We start from the raw sequence: 20719 nt of genomic DNA, 5'->3' as shown, positions 1-20719 counted from the left end.
GGTTGTCGCGCCATGGATGGCATCACTCAAAGTAGTTCAAGGTATCAAATCCTCCGCGTTTGAGGTATTCTTCCTTCCGCATTAGCTTCAAGTCTGAATGCACCATATCTTCCACCAGCGCTCCTAGGTCGTATTTAGGTCGCCACCCGAGTTGGTGCTGCGCCTTGGTGGCATCTCCCACCAACAAATCCACCTCGGTTGGTCGGTAATAAATAGGGTCTACATTAACCACGGATTGTCCAAATTTTATATGTTCAGGATTGATCTTTAGTTCCTTAAGCCGCGTTTCATCGACATCAATGACCACACCTTTTTCACGTTCGTCCTTCCCACTGAATTCCACCTCGATGCCCAGCTCGGCGAAGCTCATCTTCACAAAATCACGCACAGTGGTCGTTACACCTGTAGCCACTACATAGTCTTCTGGTGTCTCCTGTTGCAACATCAACCACATGGCCTCCACATAATCCTTGGCATGCCCCCAATCGCGTTGCGCTGATAAGTTACCCAAAAATAGCCTATCCTGCAACCCCAACGCAATTCTAGCTACTGCCCGGGTGATTTTTCGGGTTACAAATGTTTCGCCCCTTATCGGGCTTTCATGGTTGAACAAAATGCCGTTGCAGGCATATAAATTATAGGCCTCACGATAATTAACGGTTATCCAATACGCATATAATTTGGCCACAGCATAAGGGCTTCGTGGGTAAAAAGGTGTCCTTTCACTTTGGGGCACTTCCTGCACTAGTCCATACAACTCGGACGTAGCTGCCTGATAAAAACGGCATTTGCTTCCAAGGTTGAGCAAACGGATAGCCTCCAATATACGGAGCGCACCCAAACCATCCGCATTAGCCGTATATTCAGGAGTATCGAAACTCACTTTCACATGACTTTGCGCAGCCAAATTGTAAATTTCATCCGGTTGTGTTTCTTGGATAACCCTGATGAGGTTGGTAGCATCAGTAAGATCGCCGTAATGCAGGGTAAAGTGGCGGTTTGATTCATGGGGATCTTGATACAGGTGGTCTATGCGATCGGTATTGAATAGGGAGCTCCTCCTTTTCAGACCATGCACATGGTATCCTTTTTTCAGTAAGAACTCAGCCAAATAGGCGCCATCCTGTCCGGTTATACCTGTTATTAATGCGGTTTTTGCTGTTATTATACCTGCCATGGACGATTATCCTTGAAAGCAATTATTGCCTTTGCTTCTTCAACACTGAGTTTAATAGGTATTGCCCATATCCACTTTTCAACAAGGGTTGTGCAATGGTTTCGAGTTGTTCGGCATCGATGAAACCCATGCGGTACGCCACCTCTTCGATACAGCCTATTTTCAGCCCCTGGCGCTCTTCGATGACCTGTACGAATTGTCCCGCTTGCATGAGGGAGGTAAACGTACCGGTATCTAACCAAGCCGTGCCACGGCTGAATACCCCTACCTTCAATCGTCCTTGCTCAAGGTAAACCTTGTTTATATCCGTTATCTCATATTCACCCCGAGCAGACGGTTGGATACCCCTTGCAATTTCAACCACCGTATTGTCATAAAAATACAATCCCGGCACTGCATAATTGGACTTGGGCCGTATAGGTTTTTCTTCAATGGACACTACCTGCCGCTGCTCATTGAATTCGACCACGCCATAACGTTCAGGATCCGACACGGGGTAGGCAAATACTACGCCTCCGTCAGCTTGCAAATCAGCACTTTGCTGTAACAGACGCGACAAGCCTTCTCCGTGAAATATGTTATCACCAAGAATCAACGCCACATCGTCATTCCCCACAAATTCGGCTCCTATTACGAAGGCTTGGGCCAATCCATTGGGTACGGCCTGTTCTGCATACGAAAATGCACATCCTACTTGGGAACCATCTCCCAGCAATTTTCGGAAAGCCGGCAAATCATGTGGTGTAGAGATAATTAATACTTCACGGATGCCCGATAGCATGAGCGTGGATAAGGGATAATAGATCATGGGCTTATCGTACACCGGCATAAGTTGCTTGCTTACCGCCAACGTCAATGGATGCAGCCGTGTACCTGATCCTCCTGCTAAAATAATACCTTTCACGTATTTCTTGTTTCTTTAATGGTGGAGGAAAATCATCATCTGACAAAATAGGAACCCCATAGGTTTTCTGGCACAGTGGCCTAATATATGCATCTGTGCCACCTCAGAAGGTAAACCTATGAGGTGAGGTTTTTAAGAATAAATCAATCGGCTACCTTAACGGTAAATGGCACCTTCCAATCACCCCAAAGCAGTGTAACGGTACCTGTATTGTCGGCAGTGATCGTCATTTGCTCTACTGGCTCGCCATTGCCGGATGGAGTGGCCATTACCCGCAATGCATCTTCCGATTCGTTATACCGCGTACCCCATTGATCCCATATTTTATTGAAGATAATGGTCATGCTATGCTCGTCAGGGATGGAGTATAAGCTGTATTTTCCAGCCGGCAACGCTTGCCCCTGCACCAATACATCTTTGTCCACTTCAAATGTGGTGGCCTCATTGGCTCCCGTACGCCATACCTCGCCAACTGGTGCAAGATCCACACCCAATTGGCGGCCCTTCAGAGAGGGTTTGCTGTAGTGGATGGCAATCATAACGCCATCGTCTGTGGTCACGATGGTACTGTCCGGTGGGCTGGCACGTTGGCTTTTGTCTTGTTGGGCAAAAACCATCATTGAAAAACCCGCCATAAAGAGGAATGATAAAATGCTCGTTTTCATATGTCAATTAATTTTTGGTTCACAATCTATCTATCTTACTGTATTCGTTAATGTCATATTATTTGGTACATGCTTACGATACGATTACTGAAGCCTTTCAAAGTTAAACACCAAATAACCCGAATTACCATCTAAATTCAATGGCATACGGAGTACCATTTGTTCAGCATCGGCATATGACAAATCCAACCGATAGCCTGCGGTCACGTTGCTTGCCTTATCTCCCGGATAAATCTTTTTAAACTGGAATTGAGGTTCACCATTATCCTTTCCGGGGTTGTAGACGGACCAAACGATGTTACGTACAGCGCCAGGGGCACAAAGCGTCCCCTCCGCATCAAAGGTAATGCTTCCTTTTCCGTTGTTAGGGAGATTCCAAACACTGCCTACAAAACATTCCGCTGGGGCCTCTTCAAATACGGTTTTGACAGAATATGCCGAGGGAAAATTTTCCTTGTCAACGGAGTGCAATATCCATTGGCCTTTCACGCCGCTTCGCCAGGCTGCTGCAGAAGGTGAACCCTCCACGGCTCCTTGTTGAGATGAGCATGATACCAGTACCAAGAAACTTGATAGTATGGCGATAAGGGGGAATGATGATCTGTTCATAATATAAGAAGTATAGTTTGCGAATTGTATTTTTGTGCTGTAAAGATAATAGATTTCATATGACTTTCCCATCCAAAAACCATACCATCAGTAAATTTACGGTTAAATTATTGATCCGTTTGTTTATTCTGCTGCTTTTATTTGCATTTGCACCATTCATCCTGGAGAAGGAAACTGTAAAACCTATGGAACAAACATTCCTTTACATTACCAATAAATGGGCCTTGGTATTCCCGGCATTACTCTTCCTAAGTTTCCTTGTCTTGCTTTTCCTTACGTTACGAAACAAATACCAAAAAACCGATCTCAACTGGATGTTGTCTTTGAATACCGCCTTATTGGTTATGTATGTTATCCTCGTATATGTACGGCTGTACCCTATCCTCTTTGATTGATACGGATTACCATTGGTACCTCCTTTTTCATACCTTTGAAGCGTCATCATTAATAGGTATTTGCCCAGATAACATTCGTAATTACATTCATGGTCCGTAAAAAATTTTGGCGTATAACCAAGACAATTCTTAAGATTTGCATCACTGCCGCAGCGCTGTACTGGGTTTTCAGCAAGGTTGAATCCGATTACAACGCTAGGGTGATAGAAGATATCGACGTAGATTCCAATGAAGTCCCCCTTAGTTTCTTACAATTCATAAAACAAGCAATAATGGGCTCAAATCCCTTTTTTCTTGTGCTGGCCTTTTTTGCTTATTGCTCGTCTATCATGATTGCATCCTCTAGGTTGAATAGCTTTTTTAGCGGCATGGGATTGAAATTGTCTGAACGGTATAATTTCAAATTATATCTTTTGGGTTTGTTTTATAATTTGTTTTTACCAGGCGGAGTAGGCGGCGATGGCTATAAGATCTACTTTCTTCGTCGTAAATTCAAGGTCAAGGGGCGCAGACTTCTATCGGCCGTGTTTTTCGATCGTTTAAGTGGGTTATGGGCGTTAAGCCTTATTATTTCCACGTTGGTCATCTTTATCCCCCGGTTACAGATTCCTAATGAGATTCCCATCATTGCTGTTGCCCTTGGTTCCATAGCCTATTATATCGTCCTTCGCAGGTATTTTACAACCTATAGCCAGCACTTTATCATTACACACTTCAAAGCACTAGGTGTACAGTCCATGCAAGTTGTCTGTGCTATCCTCTTGTTGTATGCGCTAGGGTTTCAAGGAAAATTTTCACCTTATTTATTTATGTTTCTCCTTTCATCGTTGGTGGCGGTGATTCCCTTCACGGTCGGAGGCCTTGGCGCACGGGAAATGGTCTATGTATATGGTGCACAATATTTCCAGATGGATACACAGTTGGCTGTACTGATCAGCCTATTATTTTACCTCACCTCGGCCGCATTGGCGGTTTTTGGGTCCTACTTCATTTTTCGGCCTCAAGGTTTGGGTGAAGATAAGCTACCCACCAATGAGGAGGTGGAGATGGACATGACCGATGAACGTGAAGAAAACGATTAAAAAAGATAAAACATGGCAAATATCGTCATTACAGGAGCAAGCAGCGGCATAGGATTTGAAGCCGCGCTGGCGTTGGCTAATACTTCCACAAACCGGATCGTTGCACTGGCGCGTTCACAGGATGGGCTACAGAAATTGCAGGAAATCGCCGGGCAATTGAATCCAAAAGCTACTGTTCATGTTCTTTCGTTTGATATTATTTATGGTGACTATGAAAACGTACTCTTGCCGTATGTAGTTGAAAAGCTTGGACAGGTGGATGTGTTGATTAACAATGCGGGTTTACTGATCAATAAACCGTTTGAAGAAACAACGGAAGCCGATTTTTCTGAAATGCTGCAAAGCAATTTCATGGGCCATGTGAATATGATCCAGCATCTATTGCCATTGATGCCGCCGGATAGTCATATTGTCAACATCGGCAGTATGGGTGGATTCCAAGGAAGTTTGAAATTCCCGGGATTGGCGGCTTATTCGGCCAGTAAGGCCGCCATGCATACACTTACAGAATGTTTGGCGTTAGAGTTTATAGACCGGGCAATAAAAATAAATTGCTTAGCTTTGGGTTCGGCGCAAACAGAAATGCTTGAAAAAGCGTTTCCACAATATAGGTCGCCCGTGGCCGCATTTGAAATGGGTGAGTATATTGCCGATTTTGCCCTCACCGGCCATCGATTTTTCAATGGGAAGGTACTGCCAGTGGCGGTTACCACGCCTTGATCATAAAACAGATAAGGAAGATGGAAACTTCAATTATAACCCGACTGTTGCCCATAGCGCTATGCGCCATGTTTGTGGTATCGTCATGCCGGAATGAATCCAAAGATGCTGCCTCTGATGAAAAACTAGCTGATATTCCTACCGAGGGGGTGGAAGTTCCTATACCTTCATTGCCCTATATCGCTGTATTCGACGACGAATCTGAGCAGTTGACCGCTGAAACCAACTCCGATTTTGACCGTTCATTATTGAGCGTTGACGCACTCACGGAGACATTGTTAACCAATTACCCAGAAATCCAACTGGAAATAGACAAAGTTTCGAATGACACCCTTTATGTTAAGATTCCAGGTGCCCAATACCTCACACAGCAAATGGGTTCTTCAGGAGCGCAAATGTATTTATTGGAAGCTACATATGCTTATACCGAGCTTCCAAACATTCATGTAATCAATTTTAGTTTCATCGAAGGTGACCATGCGAGGCCGGGGGCCTATACACGCAAAAGTTTTGACCAAGAGAACCTTGCCCGCTGAAAATTACCACAAGGCGCTTTCTATACCTCAGCGGCTCTCTTTGACCGGTTTTTGCACATCGGCGCTACCGTTCAAAGCCTTATTGGGTAATCAGACATTAAATAATATCTTTGCACCGAAAACCACATTATTGTCGTACATTACACTAGATGAGAAAGTTCTTAGGCTACATCCTTTCACCGCTTTTTTATTTGCTATTTGGGTTGGTTATTGTGTTGTTCCATCCGGTACAATGGTTGTGCCTAAAACTTGGGGGATATGGGGCACATAAAAAATCGGTGGATATGCTTAATTGGTGTTTATTGGCATGCTATTACGTGTTGTGCAACACGGTGAAATTTGTAAATAAACAACACCTCCCCACAGACCGACCTATCATCTTCGTGGCCAATCACCAAAGCATGTTTGATATTCCTCCGCTGATTTTTTTTCTTCGTAAACACCATGCCAAATTCATTTCCAAAATTGAATTGGCAAAGGGTATACCCAGCATCTCATTCAACCTACGGCATGGAGGGGCGGCCAACATCGATCGTAAGGATCCCAAACAATCCATTGCGGAAATCCTCAAACTTGCTAACAACATGAAAACCAAAAACTGGTCGGCATTCATTTTTCCGGAAGGCACGCGTGCGAAAACTGGAAAAATCAAGCCCTTCAATGTAGGTGGCATCTCCACCGTGTTGAAGAAAGTTTCCAACGTTTTAGTTGTCCCTATAGCGATCAACCATTCATGGCAAATGGTTCGTTACGGCTTCTTTCCACTCAATACATTCACGCACATGTCGTGGGAAGTGCTTCCTCCCATCGAGCCCGCAGGTCTTACTGGAGAAGAAGTAGTGGCTCAAGTGGAGGCAAGAATCAGGGAAAAGATTAACACAGACGCAACAGGTTCAAACAGCTAATATCAGCGCGTCGATCAGCCTTATTTATGTCAGTCGGATATGTCCGCATTCAATTCACCCTACGCCCCTTCCATTGGTACTTGCCTATATTGCCGGCCACTCCAATATACACGATATAAACAATATGGAGAAAGGTAAGCAGCGGCAGGTACCACAGCAACCCCATTCGTTTGGCAAACTGGCAGAGCGGATACAAGAATAATACTTCGACAACCAATTTCGATCCAATGGCGACCGTAAACACCAACCATAGTTTGGTATGTAGAAACAGGGCAGCAATGCCGGATGATAGCAGTAAGAAGTTAAACAGCCAAATAGTTACCCCTAATGCAACAATCTCTTTATTCTTATAGTGTGTACTCTTGGATGCCCAACGTTTACGTTGGCTAATGAATCCACACAAATTGCTTTTTGCATCGGTATATACAATGGCATCTCGCGACTTGCAAAAACCAATTTTATCCGGGTATTTAGCCGCCACTTTATGCAAGAACAACTCATCATCACCCGAGGCCAAGTGGTCGATTCCATTGAATCCTCCCATTTCATAGAACACATCACGCAGGTAGGCGAAGTTGGCTCCGTTGCATGTGGATGGGCGTCTATTGCCGATGCCAGCAGCACCCAGGCCAATCAAGTAAAGGAACTCCAGCGTTTGCAATTTCTCAAAAAAGGTTTTCTCTTCTGAATAGACGACCGGGGAGGAAACCAAGAAAGAGTCGTTTTCCTCTACATAGCCAACCACTGACGCTAACCAATGGCGCCCCATGCGACAATCAGCATCCGTGGTCACAACCAGTTGGCCTGTAGCCATGGCAATGGCTTCTGAAATGGCCTTCTTTTTATACGAGTTCAGGGGTTCGGATTCATTCAGCTTTAGGAGTTTGACTCCTTGCCCTGCGAAAGACTGTACAATTGCCGATGTGTTATCAGTGGAGTGATCATCCACTACTATGATCTCCAACAATTCTTTGGGAAAATCTTGCGCCAATATATCCGAAAGGGTACGGCCGATATTGGCTTCCTCATTTCTGGCTGCAATAAGCACACTGACTTTGGTTTTGGGTGTTTTTTTCGGTGAAAAGAAAGGCAAGGCAAACCAACCTGCGCACATATAGCATACTAGCACCATATACACTCCCGCGAATACTGCCAGTAAAATACTAATGATTTGTATCGCCAAAGAAATTAATTTTTAAGACAAACACTGAACCCAAAATGGCGGGCAATATAAGGTTTATAAACCAAATACAGGAAGCTATGGCCATCACTGCAATGTCTTGATCGGTAATATGTTCATAAAGATAACTTGCCGTAACACTCCTGACACCAAAATCGAACAAATCGAGCGTGGGCAAAGCTGCTTGCACGAAAAAAAGGATGAACACCATCAGAAGCATAGGCAGAAATTCGATATCAGGGATGATGATCAGCATCAATATACAATACTGTGAAGTGAATATAACAAACCTAGCGAGCGAGTTAAGGAAAATCACCGCCAATTCCTTGCGGGTATAGCGGGTTAATACTTCAAAAAACCGATGGAATTTACGTAAAAACGCGATGTACTTTACCCAGGTATTAATCCATTTTACATTAAAATACAGCATCAGGAAAAACCCAGCATACGTCCCTGCCAATAGCCATAATCCCGCCCCAGCCCAAAATCCAATATCGAAGAATCGATTGACAAACCATGCGATACTAAGGGATCCCGCCACACTTGTAAGGACCAACTGCGCCAACGCACCAACACCCATGGCCACTGCACCCGAAATGCGTTTTCGGGCACGGAGAAACATCACGCGTCCGCCATATTCGCCTATGCGGTTGGGTGTGAAAACCGCCCAGGTCAACCCACAAAATACGGATTGGACGGCCTTCCATAGGCTTATTGGCTCGATGTACCGGCATAGATACCGCCATTTTACCGCCTCTAAAAACCAGTTGGCAAACATCAGAAACATAATCACGGATAACGTGATCGTCACGGTATCCGTGCCAAGGTCGTGCATCAATCTTTTAAATTCTATCAGGTTCCGGTGGTTATTGAGCTTGTGGTACAATACCCAGACCACCAGCAGCAAGATGGTGATCTTCAATACAATGCCCAGTATCTTTTTTGTCTTGTTGGTCAAAACCAATAATTTTTCGTGCAATGTTACTAATTTTTACATCCCAAACCTAACAGGTTTTGGAAACCTGTTAAGTTTATCAATTATGGAATCAGCCATCCCACTGCATCAATAAGATAAACAGAGAAACTTTTTTTCTGATTGGAAAGACATAACGGCCGTTTTTGTCCAGTATTTGTTCAACTTTTAATCATTATCGTTATGTTCTATCCAAAACAGGATATTTACAGCCAAGATTGGCTGGATATCATTTTCATGGGGCGCAACAAGCAATATGGCGCCTATGTATTGCGTAAAGACGCCTCAAAAGCCGCCAACTTGGCGCTTTTTGTTGCCTCCAGCGTGTTCGTTATTTCATTATCAATTCCGCTGCTCAAGGAGCGCTTTTTTCCGGATACCGGTATTCATGCCCCCAAAAACCTATTTGACGAGGGTTATATCGTTAAATTGACCCCTCCCCCACCAATTAATACACCTGTATCTCCCCCACCCGCGGCGGTACCGCCGGCACCCCGTACCAGCCAAGTACGGATGCCCCAACCTGTGGTAGTCAGGGCTGACTTGGTAACGGAGGAACCTCCGACGGTAGCCGCACTGAAACTATCCAACCCGAGTTCCAAAACCATCGACGGGAACCCTGAAGCGGACATTCATATTGACCTGCCTGTAGGTAACGGCAAATGGGATGCCGCCATTACCGAATCGTCCGCAACGGACGACCTCCCATTTATACGCGTGGAAATCGAGCCCGAATTCCCCGGCGGCATGGAAGCGTTTTCCCGGTATGTACAGCAAAATTATCGGTATCCCGTCAATGCCATCGAGCATGGTGTGAAAGGCCAGGTCATCTTGCAGTTTATCGTGGAACGCGACGGCTCATTAACAGACATCAAAATTATCCGCGATCTCAGATTCGGTACAGGTGAGGAAGCGGTAAGGCTTTTGAGGGAATCACCCAAATGGCGCCCCGGCATTCAGAATGGACGCGAAGTACGCGTGGCCTATACATTGCCGATAGGATTGAATATCGGTGGCTAATAACCGACACGTATAAACCTAACAGGGCGCAAAACCTGTTAGGTTTATCAATTATGGAAAAAAACCTATGGGGTTTATCCCAGCGAAAAGCCGTAATATTGCACGATGCAAAGACCAACGGCAAAAGAGCGCATCATCTTGGGAATCGACCCCGGAACGGTGGTATTGGGGTATGGCGTCATTAAGGAAGTTGGCGATCGGCTCTCCCTCATCAATCTCGGTATCATCAAATTGGGCCATTTGGATGACCATGGTCTCAAATTGCAAAGCATTTTCAAGAAGACCAGTGCACTTATCGAGCAACATCAACCCGATTGCATGGCTTTGGAAGCCCCTTTTTACGGTAAAAATATACAGGTAATGCTTAAGCTAGGCCGCGCACAGGGGGTGGCCATGGCCGCTGCACTCAACAGGGATATTCCCATTTTTGAATACGCCCCGCGGAAAATCAAGCAGTCGGTCACCGGCAATGGCAATGCGACCAAGGAACAAGTGGCTGCCATGCTCAAGACACTTCTAAAGTTCGATGAAACCCCACAGTTTCTGGATGCCACCGATGGGTTGGCCGTAGCGGTGTGCCATGCATTCCAAAACAATGCCTCGCCTTCCAAAAAACAAAGCTACTCGGGTTGGGAAGCTTTCGCGCGTGACAATGCCAATCGCATGAAGTAAATCGCCTATGATTTCACTTGTCGGATTACATTTTTTACATTCAACTCGATGATATCGGTCATCGTACGGCACGTTAAGTAATGGTTGTTTTTGTAGTAGCGGGCATAACCTTCCCTTAACTGTTTCACGTTGGCCTGCGTAGATAGTTCTTCTGTATTGGATACATCGCGCAAAGCAGCAATTCGGTGGCGTTCACTACGCACCCGGTGCACGATTGAGGAACGCTCCTCCTGTTGGTATTGCAATACGGTCCTATCCGTAAGATGCTCCATGCAAAGCTGCACATAGGGCAGGTTATCTTTGAAGAATTGGGGCATGTATACTTTGGGGTTGCCCTCATAAAATTGCTGGTCAAAATCTATCCCGCGAATCCGGAATTGGAAGTCATCGAAATCAGGGGTAATTTGCATTACAAAGTTATACGCACGCATATCGCCCAGCAGGGTTATGATACACCGCTCATTGAACTTTACGAATTCCTTGGCAATCCGCTTGGGATTATAATCTGGATTATGCATCAGTGATTTGGCAAACACATCACCGGGGATACCCACAATGTGTTCCTCCATAAGCGTCTGCCCATCCACCAAGTAGTTTACTTGATTAGGTGATATGATTTGCTCCAATTCTAACCCATATATCCGAGAAGCATCGGCTTGCTTCACATAAAAATAATCATACACATCGTTAAGCCTATTTACAATACGTATCCTGAAGGGATGTGTATTTCCGAAAGCACAATATTCGATACGGTCGATATACTTATGCTCCACGATGCGTATATTTCCCGAGGCCTTAAGTTGAGCGTAAAGGATCTTCAATCCATTGTAAAGGTTTTCCTGCGCATGGGGCGAATAAAGTGGTGTTTCCCATAGCGTATCCTTCCCGTTTTTGTCTATTACCGGTATCGTTTCATGAAAATCGATAAGATCTCCATATCCAATGGGCATACGTACATCCCGCTGGTAGCTACGCAAATATTTCTGCAATGCGGTTGTGACCGGGTACACTGGCTTTTTCCGGGAGATTTTCACATCCTCCATTTCCACATGGTGAGAAAGACTGTTCATTACGTAAAGATACGCTTTTGATCTGTTTGAATAAAAAATTGAGATATTTTCATAAATAAACGGAATTTAGTGTCTATTTTTGATAAATTTTTAATAAACAACCCACATAACTGTTAAACTAAATAATATTGGACCGATAGCTATAAAAGGAAGAAGCTCCTTTGGGAGAGGAGCTTCTACGCTAACCAATTATAAACCTATATTAAATTGAGGGAGGGCAAAACTATAATCAGCAATTTATTTTACTTTTTGCTGATTGATTGATACAAAACTAATAAAAATATTGATTTATTAAAGTTTTTTTATTGAAAAAATTCAATTTTTGTATTTTTTATAATTAATTTTGGGATATATTACAAATAATAACATTTTTTATGGAAAAAAAGCATGAAAATTTAGACCTTGACAACTTAGATATACAAATTTTATCTATTTTAATGAATGATGCGTCCATACCTTACACAGAAATAGCAAAAAAATTGATCGTTTCTGGTGGAACAATACATGTAAGGATGAAAAAGATGGAAGAAATAGGAATAATTAGGGGCTCAAATCTAATAATTAACCCACAAAAGGTAGGTTTTGACATCACCGCCTTCCTTGGGATCTACTTAGAGAAGGGTTCTCAATACAATAATGCCGTAGAACAGCTAAAACAGGTGAAAGAAGTAGTGGAGCTGCACTATTGCACGGGCACATATAGCATGTTTGCCAAAATAATATGCCGTGATACCACTCATCTACGCAAAGTACTTAATGAAGACATTCAAGCCGTGAAAGGCATACAACGTACGGAAACAATCATCTCGCTTGAGGAGAGCATCAAAAGACCCATTAGTCTAACTTAAGCTATCCCTGAAATGCTGTTCTTTATCGCTGAATGGTGCCGTCCAGCCCCACCTTCACTTCAAAGGGTTTACAATACGTATCCAGCAAAACAGCCACATGTCTACGCGTAACAATCATTTGCTCATCGTATTCGTCCGTGAAATGGAAGCGCTTATTCCAGTACTTTTGTACCTGCCCTTCCAACTCATCACCTCGCTGGCCGACAAACTTAATGTAGCTAAAAAGATTCGCCAGCGTCAGCGTATCTACCTCCGCATGATCAACGAACCATATCTGGCTCCGTGAAAAAAGCTGGTTTAATACGGGTTGTATCTCCCATGCTACCACAGGGCTGTCGGGATCAAACCTTGCATGGCCACCAGGCATACTGGTCGTGGTTTGCAATACGCCGGTGGCACCAATGCGTTGGATGGACGCAAAATGTGGACTTTCGATGGGTACATCCCCAAATGGCATCAGCCTTGCTCCATACTGCAATAATTCGCCTTGCACATTACGGGCATCCAGTTTGTCCGACGTGGTTTTGAAAAAAGCGGTGTAAGCCGCAGCGGCCCCGATGGCCTGCCCTACATGCATCAGTAAGGGAATGGTTTCCGCGGTACCGTCGAGGAAAGGTTGAACCACAGGGGTTTTACGGGTCAGAAACAAGTTGCTGTCATCGGCAGGCACCAATGCCGCCAATGGCAGCGTAAATGGTTTTCCACCCAGATCGCCGACAGCCACCCCTGTGCGAGACAACTGATCATATACTTCTGACTGGAAGTAATCCGCTGATAGCAATGTCCTTGTACTGATACTGTCCGTTTTTCCATAAGCCAACTGATGGAGTACCGCATCTGCCGAAGCATCTACCACGGCGCGCACCTTGAAACGCTGCCTATTCGTCAACTGGATTTGCCAATTCTTACCCGATTTTTTCACCGTGAGCGCTTGCGCTCCTTTTATAATGGTAAGGTTTTTTGCTTCCCGAACCGCATCGTCAATCACATTTTGGGCAATTTGTGGGGTTATTTTCCGCTTGGCAATGGCCGATATCGAATCACTACGTTGATCATGCCTCAAGACTTTCGCCAAAAAATCGGCCCATATCCCTGCGTCCAAGTTTACGTTTGATTCTATAGAAATCGCCTCCGATGTCAGTTCAGGCGTAATTTTATCACTGTCCACAACCCAAACCGTATTCAAGTTTGACATGGACGACTGCATTGCGGCAGCATAAGCATCTACACCACTACCATATACCAACACCTGGGGGCGTTTGCTTTGGGAAAAGCCGACCAAGGGAAGTAATGCCAACAAACAAAAACGTATATATATTTTATCCATACCGATTAGTTTAGCCTAAAGACGTAAAATTAGACATAAATGCGTCAGTAAGGTTTATTTTTATCTTTTTTTTAACAATTACTGTTTTCGGCTATCAGCTATCCACCAATTGATGGGAAGCCAACAACGTCATAGTTGACAACGATTGGCGGATAACCAACTGCTGATAACCGATAGCTGACAACTAAAATCATCAAACTAATAATTACCTTTGCACTATGGAAAATGAAGAAAAATCACTCAATTTTATAGAAGAGATCATCGAAGCGGATATACGTTCCGGAAAGCATGATGGCCGTGTACTGACACGCTTTCCACCTGAACCCAATGGCTATTTACATATTGGGCATGCGAAGTCTATTGTGCTTAATTTTGGACTGGCAAAAAAATACAACGGAAAGACCAATTTACGATTCGACGACACCAACCCTGTGACCGAGGAGACGGAATATGTGGAGAGTATCAAAAATGACATCAAATGGTTGGGTTTTGAATGGGCTGAAGAGCTATACACCTCTGACTATTTTGAAACACTGTATGCATATGCCGTGAAGCTCATCGAAAAAGGAGTCGCTTATGTAGATGACAGTTCACCGGAAGAAATCGCCGCGTCCAAAGGCACCCCAACGGAACCGGGCAAGCCTACTCCATACCGCGACCGAACGGTGGAAGAAAACCTTCTCTTATTTGAAGAAATGCGTAGTGGCATATATCTGGATGGCGCCAAAGTATTGCGGGCCAAGATTGATTTAGCCAGTCCCAACATGCACCTACGTGACCCATTGATTTACCGCATCAAACATGCTAATCACCACCGCACGGGCGATAAGTGGTGTATCTACCCGATGTATGACTTTGCCCATGGACAGAGCGATTCCATTGAAAATATTACCCATTCCATTTGTACACTGGAATTTGTGCCACATCGGCCGTTATATGATTGGTTTATCGAACAGTTAGCGATTTTTCCTTCGAAACAATACGAGTTTGCCCGGCTCAATCTCAACTACACGGTGATGAGTAAACGGAAATTACTGCAATTGGTCAACGAAAAGTATGTGGAGGGTTGGAACGATCCCCGTATGCCTACCATTAGCGGGTTACGTAGGCGTGGATATACCCCGGTAAGTATCCGTAATTTCTGTGAGCGCATTGGTGTAGCCAAGCGGGAAAACATCATCGATTTGGGCCTGCTTGAATTTTGTATCCGCGAGGACCTCAATAAAACCGCATGGCGGCGCATGGCTGTGCTCAATCCCGTGAAATTGGTTATCACCAACTACCCGGAGGGTAAAGAAGAGACATTAATCGGCGAGAATAATCCGGAAGTAGCGGGAGGCGAAGGCGAACGCAGCATCCCATTCAGCAGGGAATTGTGGATTGAGCGGGAAGATTTCATGGAAAACCCGCCCAAAAAATTCTTTAGGCTTGCTCCGGGACTGATGGTTCGGCTCAAACATGCTTACATCATCAAATGCGAAGAGGTAGTGAAAGACGAAAATGGCATCATTACCGAAATACACTGTAGCTACATACCCGAATCCAAAAGTGGGGAAGACACTAGTGGCATCAAGGTAAAAGGAACCATCCATTGGGTCAGTGTTTCCCACGCAAAAACGGTGGAGGTAAGGCTATATGATCGGCTGTTCAGTGTAGAGAATCCTGTCGCAATGGAAAATTTCAAGGCATCTATCAATCCAGACAGTCTTGAAATCATTGAAAATGCCTATGTAGAACCCGACTTACTCCATGCCGAACCGGGCAAAGGATATCAGTTTATCCGTAAGGGCTATTTCACGCTCGATACGAAGTCGACCTCCAGTAAACCGGTGTTCAACCGTACAGTTACGTTACGCGATACTTGGGCGAAAGAAATTCAAAAAGGTTGATTCGTTCTTAATGCTTAGGGCTTCAGCCCTAAGCCTTTAAAACACCTGTTCCACAATCCGCTTAGTTGGCCCGGGGTTGCCCATCGTATAGAAATGCAATACCGGCGCGCCAAAGGCGACGAGTTCCTTGCACTGTTGTACCATCCATTCGATGCCCAATTCCCTAACGGCATGTGGCGATTTGCAAGCGTCTATTGCTTCACTCAATTCCAGCGGAATATCGATATGGAAAATCTTGGGCAAGGTGATCAGTTGCCTCGCCGAAGTGATGGGTTTCAATCCAGGGATGATCGGTATATTGATGTCGTGTGCTCGGCATTGTTCCACGAAAGCCTTATATTTACTATTGTCGAAAAACATTTGGGTAACGATGAAATCAGCGCCCATATCCACCTTCTTTTTCAGATAGTTGAAGTCTGTTTGGAAATTGGGTGCCTCAAAATGCTTTTCGGGATACCCTGCCACGCCAATACAGAAATCCGTCCTTTCAGAATTTTCGATGTCTTCATGCAAGTATTTGCCATTATTCATCTCCTTCACATGCTGCAGCAAGTCAGTGGCATAGGCATGGCCACCGGGGGTGGGCACAAAGTCCTTATCGGCCTTTCGGGCATCACCGCGTAATACCAGCACATTGTCGATACCCAAGAAGTGCAGATCGATCAATGCATTTTCGGTTTCCTCTTTGGTGAACCCCCCACAAATCAAATGGGGCACCGCGTCCACTTTATATTTATTCATAATGGCAGCACAAATGGCTACGGTGCCCGGTCGCTTGCGGTAGGCAATACGTTCGAGCAACCCATTGGCATGCTGTTTATAGATATAATCCTCTCGGTGGTAGGTTACATCGATAAATGGGGGATTGAATTCCATTAAGGCATCAATGGTGTTGTAAATACTGGTGATGCTTTGCCCTTTTACGGGGGGGAGCAATTCAAAGGAGAAGAGTGTTTTCCCTTTTGCATTATTGATATGTTCGGTAATCTTCATCCTATCAAACTTATGTTGGAATCATTAGCAGAAGCCAAGTCTATCCAGTGGCGTTCTAAATAATATATGCCCATTCGTATCCTTACAAGTAAAACAACACCATATGCTTGGATTGAGAAGAGGTCGCGAAAACCGCCCCAGCTTATCTTTCCCAGCAATCGAAATCAATTATCGGGTAGAATGTAGCACCTTGTAAGCACAGGTTGCTAAGGCTTCATCGGGTCCAATCCCTCGACCTTTCTCAATAAGCAGCCGCCAAATATCGATAATAGTTTGTTGATTTACAAGCCCATCTTTTGGCAATGTGCAATCCACCCTATCATGAATATACATCCACCAAACCTTCCGGCAGGTCTACTTCCAGCTTTTTATTTTCCTTGTCAACCGATACAATCAATTCATCATTGAGTGGGAACATCAGCTCATTGAATTTGTAAGGAACAACAGCCACATATTGTTGCGGATATTCATGCACCTCGATGATTTCACCCAACTCGCCATATCGCTGGTCATAAACCGTATAACCTTTTAAATCGGTGATGCGGAAATCATCCGGATGGCGTTCAGGTTTCTTACTGTTAGGCTGGTATACTTTCTTACGAACGAGTGGCTGTGCTTTGTCGACATGGTCCACATCTTCCAGAAACAGGTAAGCCGTACTATTGGAATGCAATTTGAAACTATCTACAAAAAAGGGCACGAGCTTGCAGTCGATTTCCAGATACAATACATCCAGCTCCAATACTTTATAATCATCAAATTCAAAAAATAGTTGCACCTCTCCCTTGAGGCCGCGGGTTTTGCTGATATAGCCTATATAAAAACTTTCCGCTAAATCCATTCTTTATCGCAGGTTTCCTAAAAAGTCAAAAATAAAAAAAACCGCTCCGAGTGGACGAATCCCTCCGGAACGGCTTTTCTGCTATAGGATGAATAACGTATGTTAGTCTTCCTTTTTCGTTTCTTCGTCAGCGGCCGCTTCGTCAGCATCTTCCGCTGTTTTTTCGGCAGACGCCTCTACAGCCGGAGCTTCTTCTACTGTTTCTTCAGCAGGTGCTTCAGCTTCAGTCGTTGTTTCGGCTACTGTTTCTTCAGTAGACACCTCCGCAACCGGAGCCTCTTCTACTGTTTCTTCAGCAGGTGCTTCAGCTTCAGTCGTTGTTTCGGCTACTGTTTCTTCAGTAGACACCTCCGCAACCGGAGCTTCTTCTACTGTTTCTTCAGCAGGTGCTTCAGCTTCAGTCGTTGTTTCGGCTACTGTTTCTTCAGTAGACACCTCCGCAACCGGAGCCTCTTCTACTGTTTCTTCAGCAGGTGCTTCAGCTTCAGTCGTTGTTTCGGCTACTGTTTCTTCAGTAGACACCTCCGCAACCGGAGCTTCTTCTACTGTTTCTTCAGCAGGTGCTTCAGCTTCAGTCGTTGTTTCGGCTACTGTTTCTTCAGTAGACACCTCCGCAACCGGAGCCTCTTCTACTGTTTCTTCAGCAGGTGCTTCAGCTTCAGTCGTTGTTTCGGCTACTGTTTCTTCAGTAGACACCTCCGCAACCGGAGCTTCTTCTACTGTTTCTTCAGCAGGTGCTTCAGCTTCAGTCGTTGTTTCGGCTACTGTTTCTTCAGTAGACACCTCCGCAACCGGAGCCTCTTCTACTGTTTCTTCAGCAGGTGCTTCAGCTTCAGTCGTTGTTTCGGCTACTGTTTCTTCAGTAGACACCTCCGCAACCGGAGCCTCTTCTACTGTTTCTTCAGCAGGTGCTTCAGCTTCAGTCGTTGTTTCGGCTACTGTTTCTTCAGTAGACACCTCCGCAACCGGAGCTTCTTCTACTGTTTCTTCAGCAGGTGCTTCAGCTTCAGTCGTTGTTTCGGCTACCGTTTCTTCAACAGATGCCTCCGCAACCGGAGCCTCTTCTACTGTTTCTTCAACAGCTGTCTCAGCTTCAGCGGTTGTTTCGGCTACCGTTTCTTCAACAGATGCCTCCGCAACCGGAGCCTCTTCTGTTTCTTCAGCAGGCGCTTCCACTTCGGCTTCTTCTACTATCTCATCAGCAGGAGGTGTGTTTTTAGCTTTCACCGCGGCAGCTATTTCCGCTTTCTTCTTTACTTCAGCAGCTAATGCAGCCTTTTTGATCTCCTCTTTGGATTGGGTTAATCCATCAACCTTACCTTGGATTTTAGCTTCTTTGGCTTTCAGCCATTCCTCAAAACGAGCATCAGCTGTAGCCTCATCAAAAGCGCCTTTTGCCACACCACCCAATAAATGCTTTTTGTATAGCACCCCTCTGTAAGAAAGGATTGCCTTGGTGGTATCGGTAGGTTGTGCACCTTTATTCAACCAATCAAGCGCTTTATCGAAATTCAAGTCGATGGTCGCCGGATTGGTATTGGGATTATAAGAGCCGATACGTTCAATGAACTTACCGTCACGAGGAGCACGTGCATCGGCTACTACTACGTGGTAAAAAGGTTTACCTTTCTTACCGTGTCTTTGCAATCTGATTTTAACTGCCATTCTTTTTTAGTTATATATGTATCCAACATAGTCCCCGGTAGCTTTGTGCTGCGGGGCTGCAAAGATAGGTAATTATTTAATAATTAAAGAGAGGGTTCTAATTTTATTTTTGACTAAATCGCTAGTAGTAAGCAGTCCATCGACTTTACGATATAATCTTCGTTTCAATGCTCATAGCCAAACCGTTTCAGATAATTTTCCTTTTTTCGCCAGTCGGGAATCACTTTTACAAAAAGTTCCAAGAAAACCTTTTGTTGTAGGAATTCTTCGATATCCTGCCGGGAATAGGTTCCCACCTTCTTAATCATGCTGCCCGCTTTACCGATAATGATGTTTTTTTGCGAATCACGTTCCACGATAATTTCCACACTAATACGGGTGATGTTCTCCTCTTCCTTAAATGCGGTAACCACTACTTCGGTACTGTATGGAATTTCCTTTTCATATAGCTTAAAGACTTTTTCGCGGATAATTTCTGACACAAAAAAACGTTCGGTCTTATCTGTAAGTACGTCCTTGTCGTAATAGGGATCATGTTCGGGCAAGTGGTCCAGGATAAATTGCATCACGGCCTGTGTGTTGTGGCCGTGCAGGGCAGAGATGGCGAAAATGACTTGGGGGGCGATAGTCTGTTGCCAATAAGCAATCTTATTTTCCACGTCCTCTTGTGTAGACTTGTCTATTTTGTTGATCAATACCGCAACCGGCGATGCTGTTTTTCGCAATTTCTCAATCACATCATTTTCATCGTATTTTTCATTGATATCCGTGACCAGCAAAATGATGTCGGCGTCAATCAATGAGCCCTGCACCACGCCCATCATCGATTTTTGCAACATATAGGCCGGTTTGATGACACCCGGTGTATCGGAAAACACGATTTGGTAATCTGGTTCATTCACAATACCAATGATGCGGTGTCTGGTTGTCTGCGCTTTGGAAGTCACGATAGACATTTTTTCCCCGACTAACGCATTCATTAGCGTAGACTTACCTGCATTAGGCTTACCGATAATACTTACAAACCCAGCTTTGTGCGGCATATTTTTTGATTTTTATTTGTTTAGCAAAGAAACAAATTATATCTTTGCAGTCCAATTCGGAAAGAGAAATATCTGCTTTTCAGTAATAGAAAAGCAAATTATATAGAAAAATACATTGCGGGGTGGAGCAGTTGGTAGCTCGTCGGGCTCATAACCCGAAGGTCATTGGTTCGAGTCCAATCCCCGCTACTAGTAAGCCGGTCAA

The 20719-nt window shown here is 44.6% G+C and carries 20 protein-coding genes, 1 tRNA gene, 1 pseudogene and 1 riboswitch; of the genes and pseudogenes, 10 read left to right on the top strand and 12 right to left on the bottom strand.

Features of this window, described 5'->3' with window-relative positions:
- Positions 1–22 precede the first annotated feature (22 nt).
- The 4 genes from gmd to NF543_RS12435 form a co-directional block, all read right to left on the bottom strand.
- Positions 23–1177: a GDP-mannose 4,6-dehydratase gene (gene gmd / locus NF543_RS12450; protein WP_257668457.1), complete on the bottom strand. Its 1155-nt coding sequence runs from the start codon at positions 1175–1177 to the stop codon at positions 23–25.
- 22 nt (positions 1178–1199) lie between these two features.
- Entirely contained in the window at positions 1200–2081 is an 882-nt protein-coding gene (gene rfbA, locus NF543_RS12445) for a glucose-1-phosphate thymidylyltransferase RfbA (RefSeq protein WP_257668456.1), read from the bottom strand.
- A 143-nt stretch (positions 2082–2224) separates the two neighbouring features.
- On the bottom strand, positions 2225–2746 hold the full coding sequence (locus NF543_RS12440) for a DUF2911 domain-containing protein (RefSeq protein WP_257668455.1): 522 nt from the start codon (positions 2744–2746) through the stop codon (positions 2225–2227).
- A gap of 84 nt (positions 2747–2830) precedes the next feature.
- Positions 2831–3355: a hypothetical protein gene (locus NF543_RS12435; protein WP_257668454.1), complete on the bottom strand. Its 525-nt coding sequence runs from the start codon at positions 3353–3355 to the stop codon at positions 2831–2833.
- Between the two features lie 59 nt (positions 3356–3414).
- On the opposite strand from NF543_RS12435, the gene NF543_RS12430 reads away from it, so the two are divergent.
- The 5 genes from NF543_RS12430 to NF543_RS12410 all read left to right on the top strand — a co-directional run bounded on the left by NF543_RS12430 (position 3415) and on the right by NF543_RS12410 (position 6993).
- Positions 3415–3750, top strand: coding sequence for a hypothetical protein (locus tag NF543_RS12430; protein WP_257668453.1), 336 nt, complete (start codon positions 3415–3417; stop codon positions 3748–3750).
- Between the two features lie 89 nt (positions 3751–3839).
- Positions 3840–4832: a lysylphosphatidylglycerol synthase transmembrane domain-containing protein gene (locus NF543_RS12425; protein WP_257668452.1), complete on the top strand. Its 993-nt coding sequence runs from the start codon at positions 3840–3842 to the stop codon at positions 4830–4832.
- A 12-nt stretch (positions 4833–4844) separates the two neighbouring features.
- Positions 4845–5552: an SDR family NAD(P)-dependent oxidoreductase gene (locus NF543_RS12420; protein WP_257668451.1), complete on the top strand. Its 708-nt coding sequence runs from the start codon at positions 4845–4847 to the stop codon at positions 5550–5552.
- Between the two features lie 20 nt (positions 5553–5572).
- The gene (locus NF543_RS12415) at positions 5573–6088 is read left to right on the top strand and encodes a hypothetical protein (RefSeq protein ID WP_257668450.1); all 516 of its coding nucleotides are present in this window, start codon (positions 5573–5575) and stop codon (positions 6086–6088) included.
- Between the two features lie 149 nt (positions 6089–6237).
- Positions 6238–6993, top strand: coding sequence for a lysophospholipid acyltransferase family protein (locus NF543_RS12410; protein ID WP_257668449.1), 756 nt, complete (start codon positions 6238–6240; stop codon positions 6991–6993).
- Between the two features lie 49 nt (positions 6994–7042).
- Here NF543_RS12410 and NF543_RS12405 read toward each other — a convergent pair whose 3' ends face one another.
- Positions 7043–8176, bottom strand: coding sequence for a glycosyltransferase family 2 protein (locus tag NF543_RS12405; protein WP_308378796.1), 1134 nt, complete (start codon positions 8174–8176; stop codon positions 7043–7045).
- Entirely contained in the window at positions 8157–9131 is a 975-nt protein-coding gene (locus tag NF543_RS12400; RefSeq protein ID WP_257668448.1) for a lysylphosphatidylglycerol synthase domain-containing protein, read from the bottom strand. The genes NF543_RS12405 and NF543_RS12400 overlap by 20 nt, the downstream gene beginning before the upstream one ends.
- 198 nt (positions 9132–9329) lie before the next feature.
- On the opposite strand from NF543_RS12400, the gene NF543_RS12395 reads away from it, so the two are divergent.
- Together NF543_RS12395 and ruvC are read left to right on the top strand one after the other, a co-directional pair.
- Complete coding sequence (locus tag NF543_RS12395) at positions 9330–10166, top strand: energy transducer TonB (protein WP_257668447.1); 837 nt, start codon at positions 9330–9332, stop codon at positions 10164–10166.
- Positions 10167–10271: 105 nt separating this feature from the next.
- A complete protein-coding gene (gene ruvC / locus NF543_RS12390) occupies positions 10272–10838 on the top strand; it encodes a crossover junction endodeoxyribonuclease RuvC (protein WP_257668446.1) in 567 nt (188 codons plus the stop codon).
- Positions 10839–10843: 5 nt separating this feature from the next.
- On the opposite strand, the gene NF543_RS12385 is transcribed toward ruvC, so the two are convergent.
- Entirely contained in the window at positions 10844–11908 is a 1065-nt protein-coding gene (locus tag NF543_RS12385) for a hypothetical protein (RefSeq protein WP_257668445.1), read from the bottom strand.
- Between the two features lie 374 nt (positions 11909–12282).
- Here NF543_RS12385 and NF543_RS12380 point away from each other — a divergent pair, with 374 nt between their 5' ends.
- The gene (locus tag NF543_RS12380) at positions 12283–12756 is read left to right on the top strand and encodes an Lrp/AsnC ligand binding domain-containing protein (RefSeq protein WP_257668444.1); all 474 of its coding nucleotides are present in this window, start codon (positions 12283–12285) and stop codon (positions 12754–12756) included.
- A 22-nt stretch (positions 12757–12778) separates the two neighbouring features.
- Here NF543_RS12380 and NF543_RS12375 read toward each other — a convergent pair whose 3' ends face one another.
- On the bottom strand, positions 12779–14083 hold the full coding sequence (locus NF543_RS12375; protein ID WP_257668443.1) for an FAD-dependent oxidoreductase: 1305 nt from the start codon (positions 14081–14083) through the stop codon (positions 12779–12781).
- 218 nt (positions 14084–14301) lie between these two features.
- On the opposite strand from NF543_RS12375, the gene NF543_RS12370 reads away from it, so the two are divergent.
- On the top strand, positions 14302–15972 hold the full coding sequence (locus tag NF543_RS12370) for a glutamine--tRNA ligase/YqeY domain fusion protein (protein ID WP_257668442.1): 1671 nt from the start codon (positions 14302–14304) through the stop codon (positions 15970–15972).
- Positions 15973–16008: 36 nt separating this feature from the next.
- Here the strand turns inward: NF543_RS12370 and metF are convergent, their stop codons facing one another.
- From metF to era, 4 genes and pseudogenes are all read right to left on the bottom strand, one after another.
- Positions 16009–16965, bottom strand: a complete 957-nt coding sequence (gene metF / locus NF543_RS12365; RefSeq protein ID WP_257668441.1) for a methylenetetrahydrofolate reductase [NAD(P)H] — start codon at positions 16963–16965, stop codon at positions 16009–16011.
- Positions 16966–17104: 139 nt separating this feature from the next.
- A riboswitch (SAM riboswitch) is annotated at positions 17105–17216 on the bottom strand.
- A 68-nt stretch (positions 17217–17284) separates the two neighbouring features.
- Positions 17285–17806: a ribosome maturation factor RimM gene (gene rimM / locus NF543_RS12360; RefSeq protein ID WP_257668440.1), complete on the bottom strand. Its 522-nt coding sequence runs from the start codon at positions 17804–17806 to the stop codon at positions 17285–17287.
- 1116 nt (positions 17807–18922) lie between these two features.
- Positions 18923–19471, bottom strand: a pseudogene (locus NF543_RS25410) (30S ribosomal protein S16); the annotation flags it as partial.
- A 164-nt stretch (positions 19472–19635) separates the two neighbouring features.
- Entirely contained in the window at positions 19636–20514 is an 879-nt protein-coding gene (gene era, locus NF543_RS12350; protein WP_257668438.1) for a GTPase Era, read from the bottom strand.
- Between the two features lie 116 nt (positions 20515–20630).
- Between era and NF543_RS12345 the strand changes: the two genes are divergently transcribed.
- Positions 20631–20703, top strand: a tRNA-Met gene (locus tag NF543_RS12345).
- Positions 20704–20719: the final 16 nt, after the last annotated feature.

The sequence above is a fragment of the Parapedobacter tibetensis genome, from assembly GCF_024704835.1.
Taxonomy (GTDB): Bacteria; Bacteroidota; Bacteroidia; order Sphingobacteriales; family Sphingobacteriaceae; genus Parapedobacter; species Parapedobacter tibetensis.
This window is presented reverse-complemented; position numbering and strand designations above follow the sequence as displayed.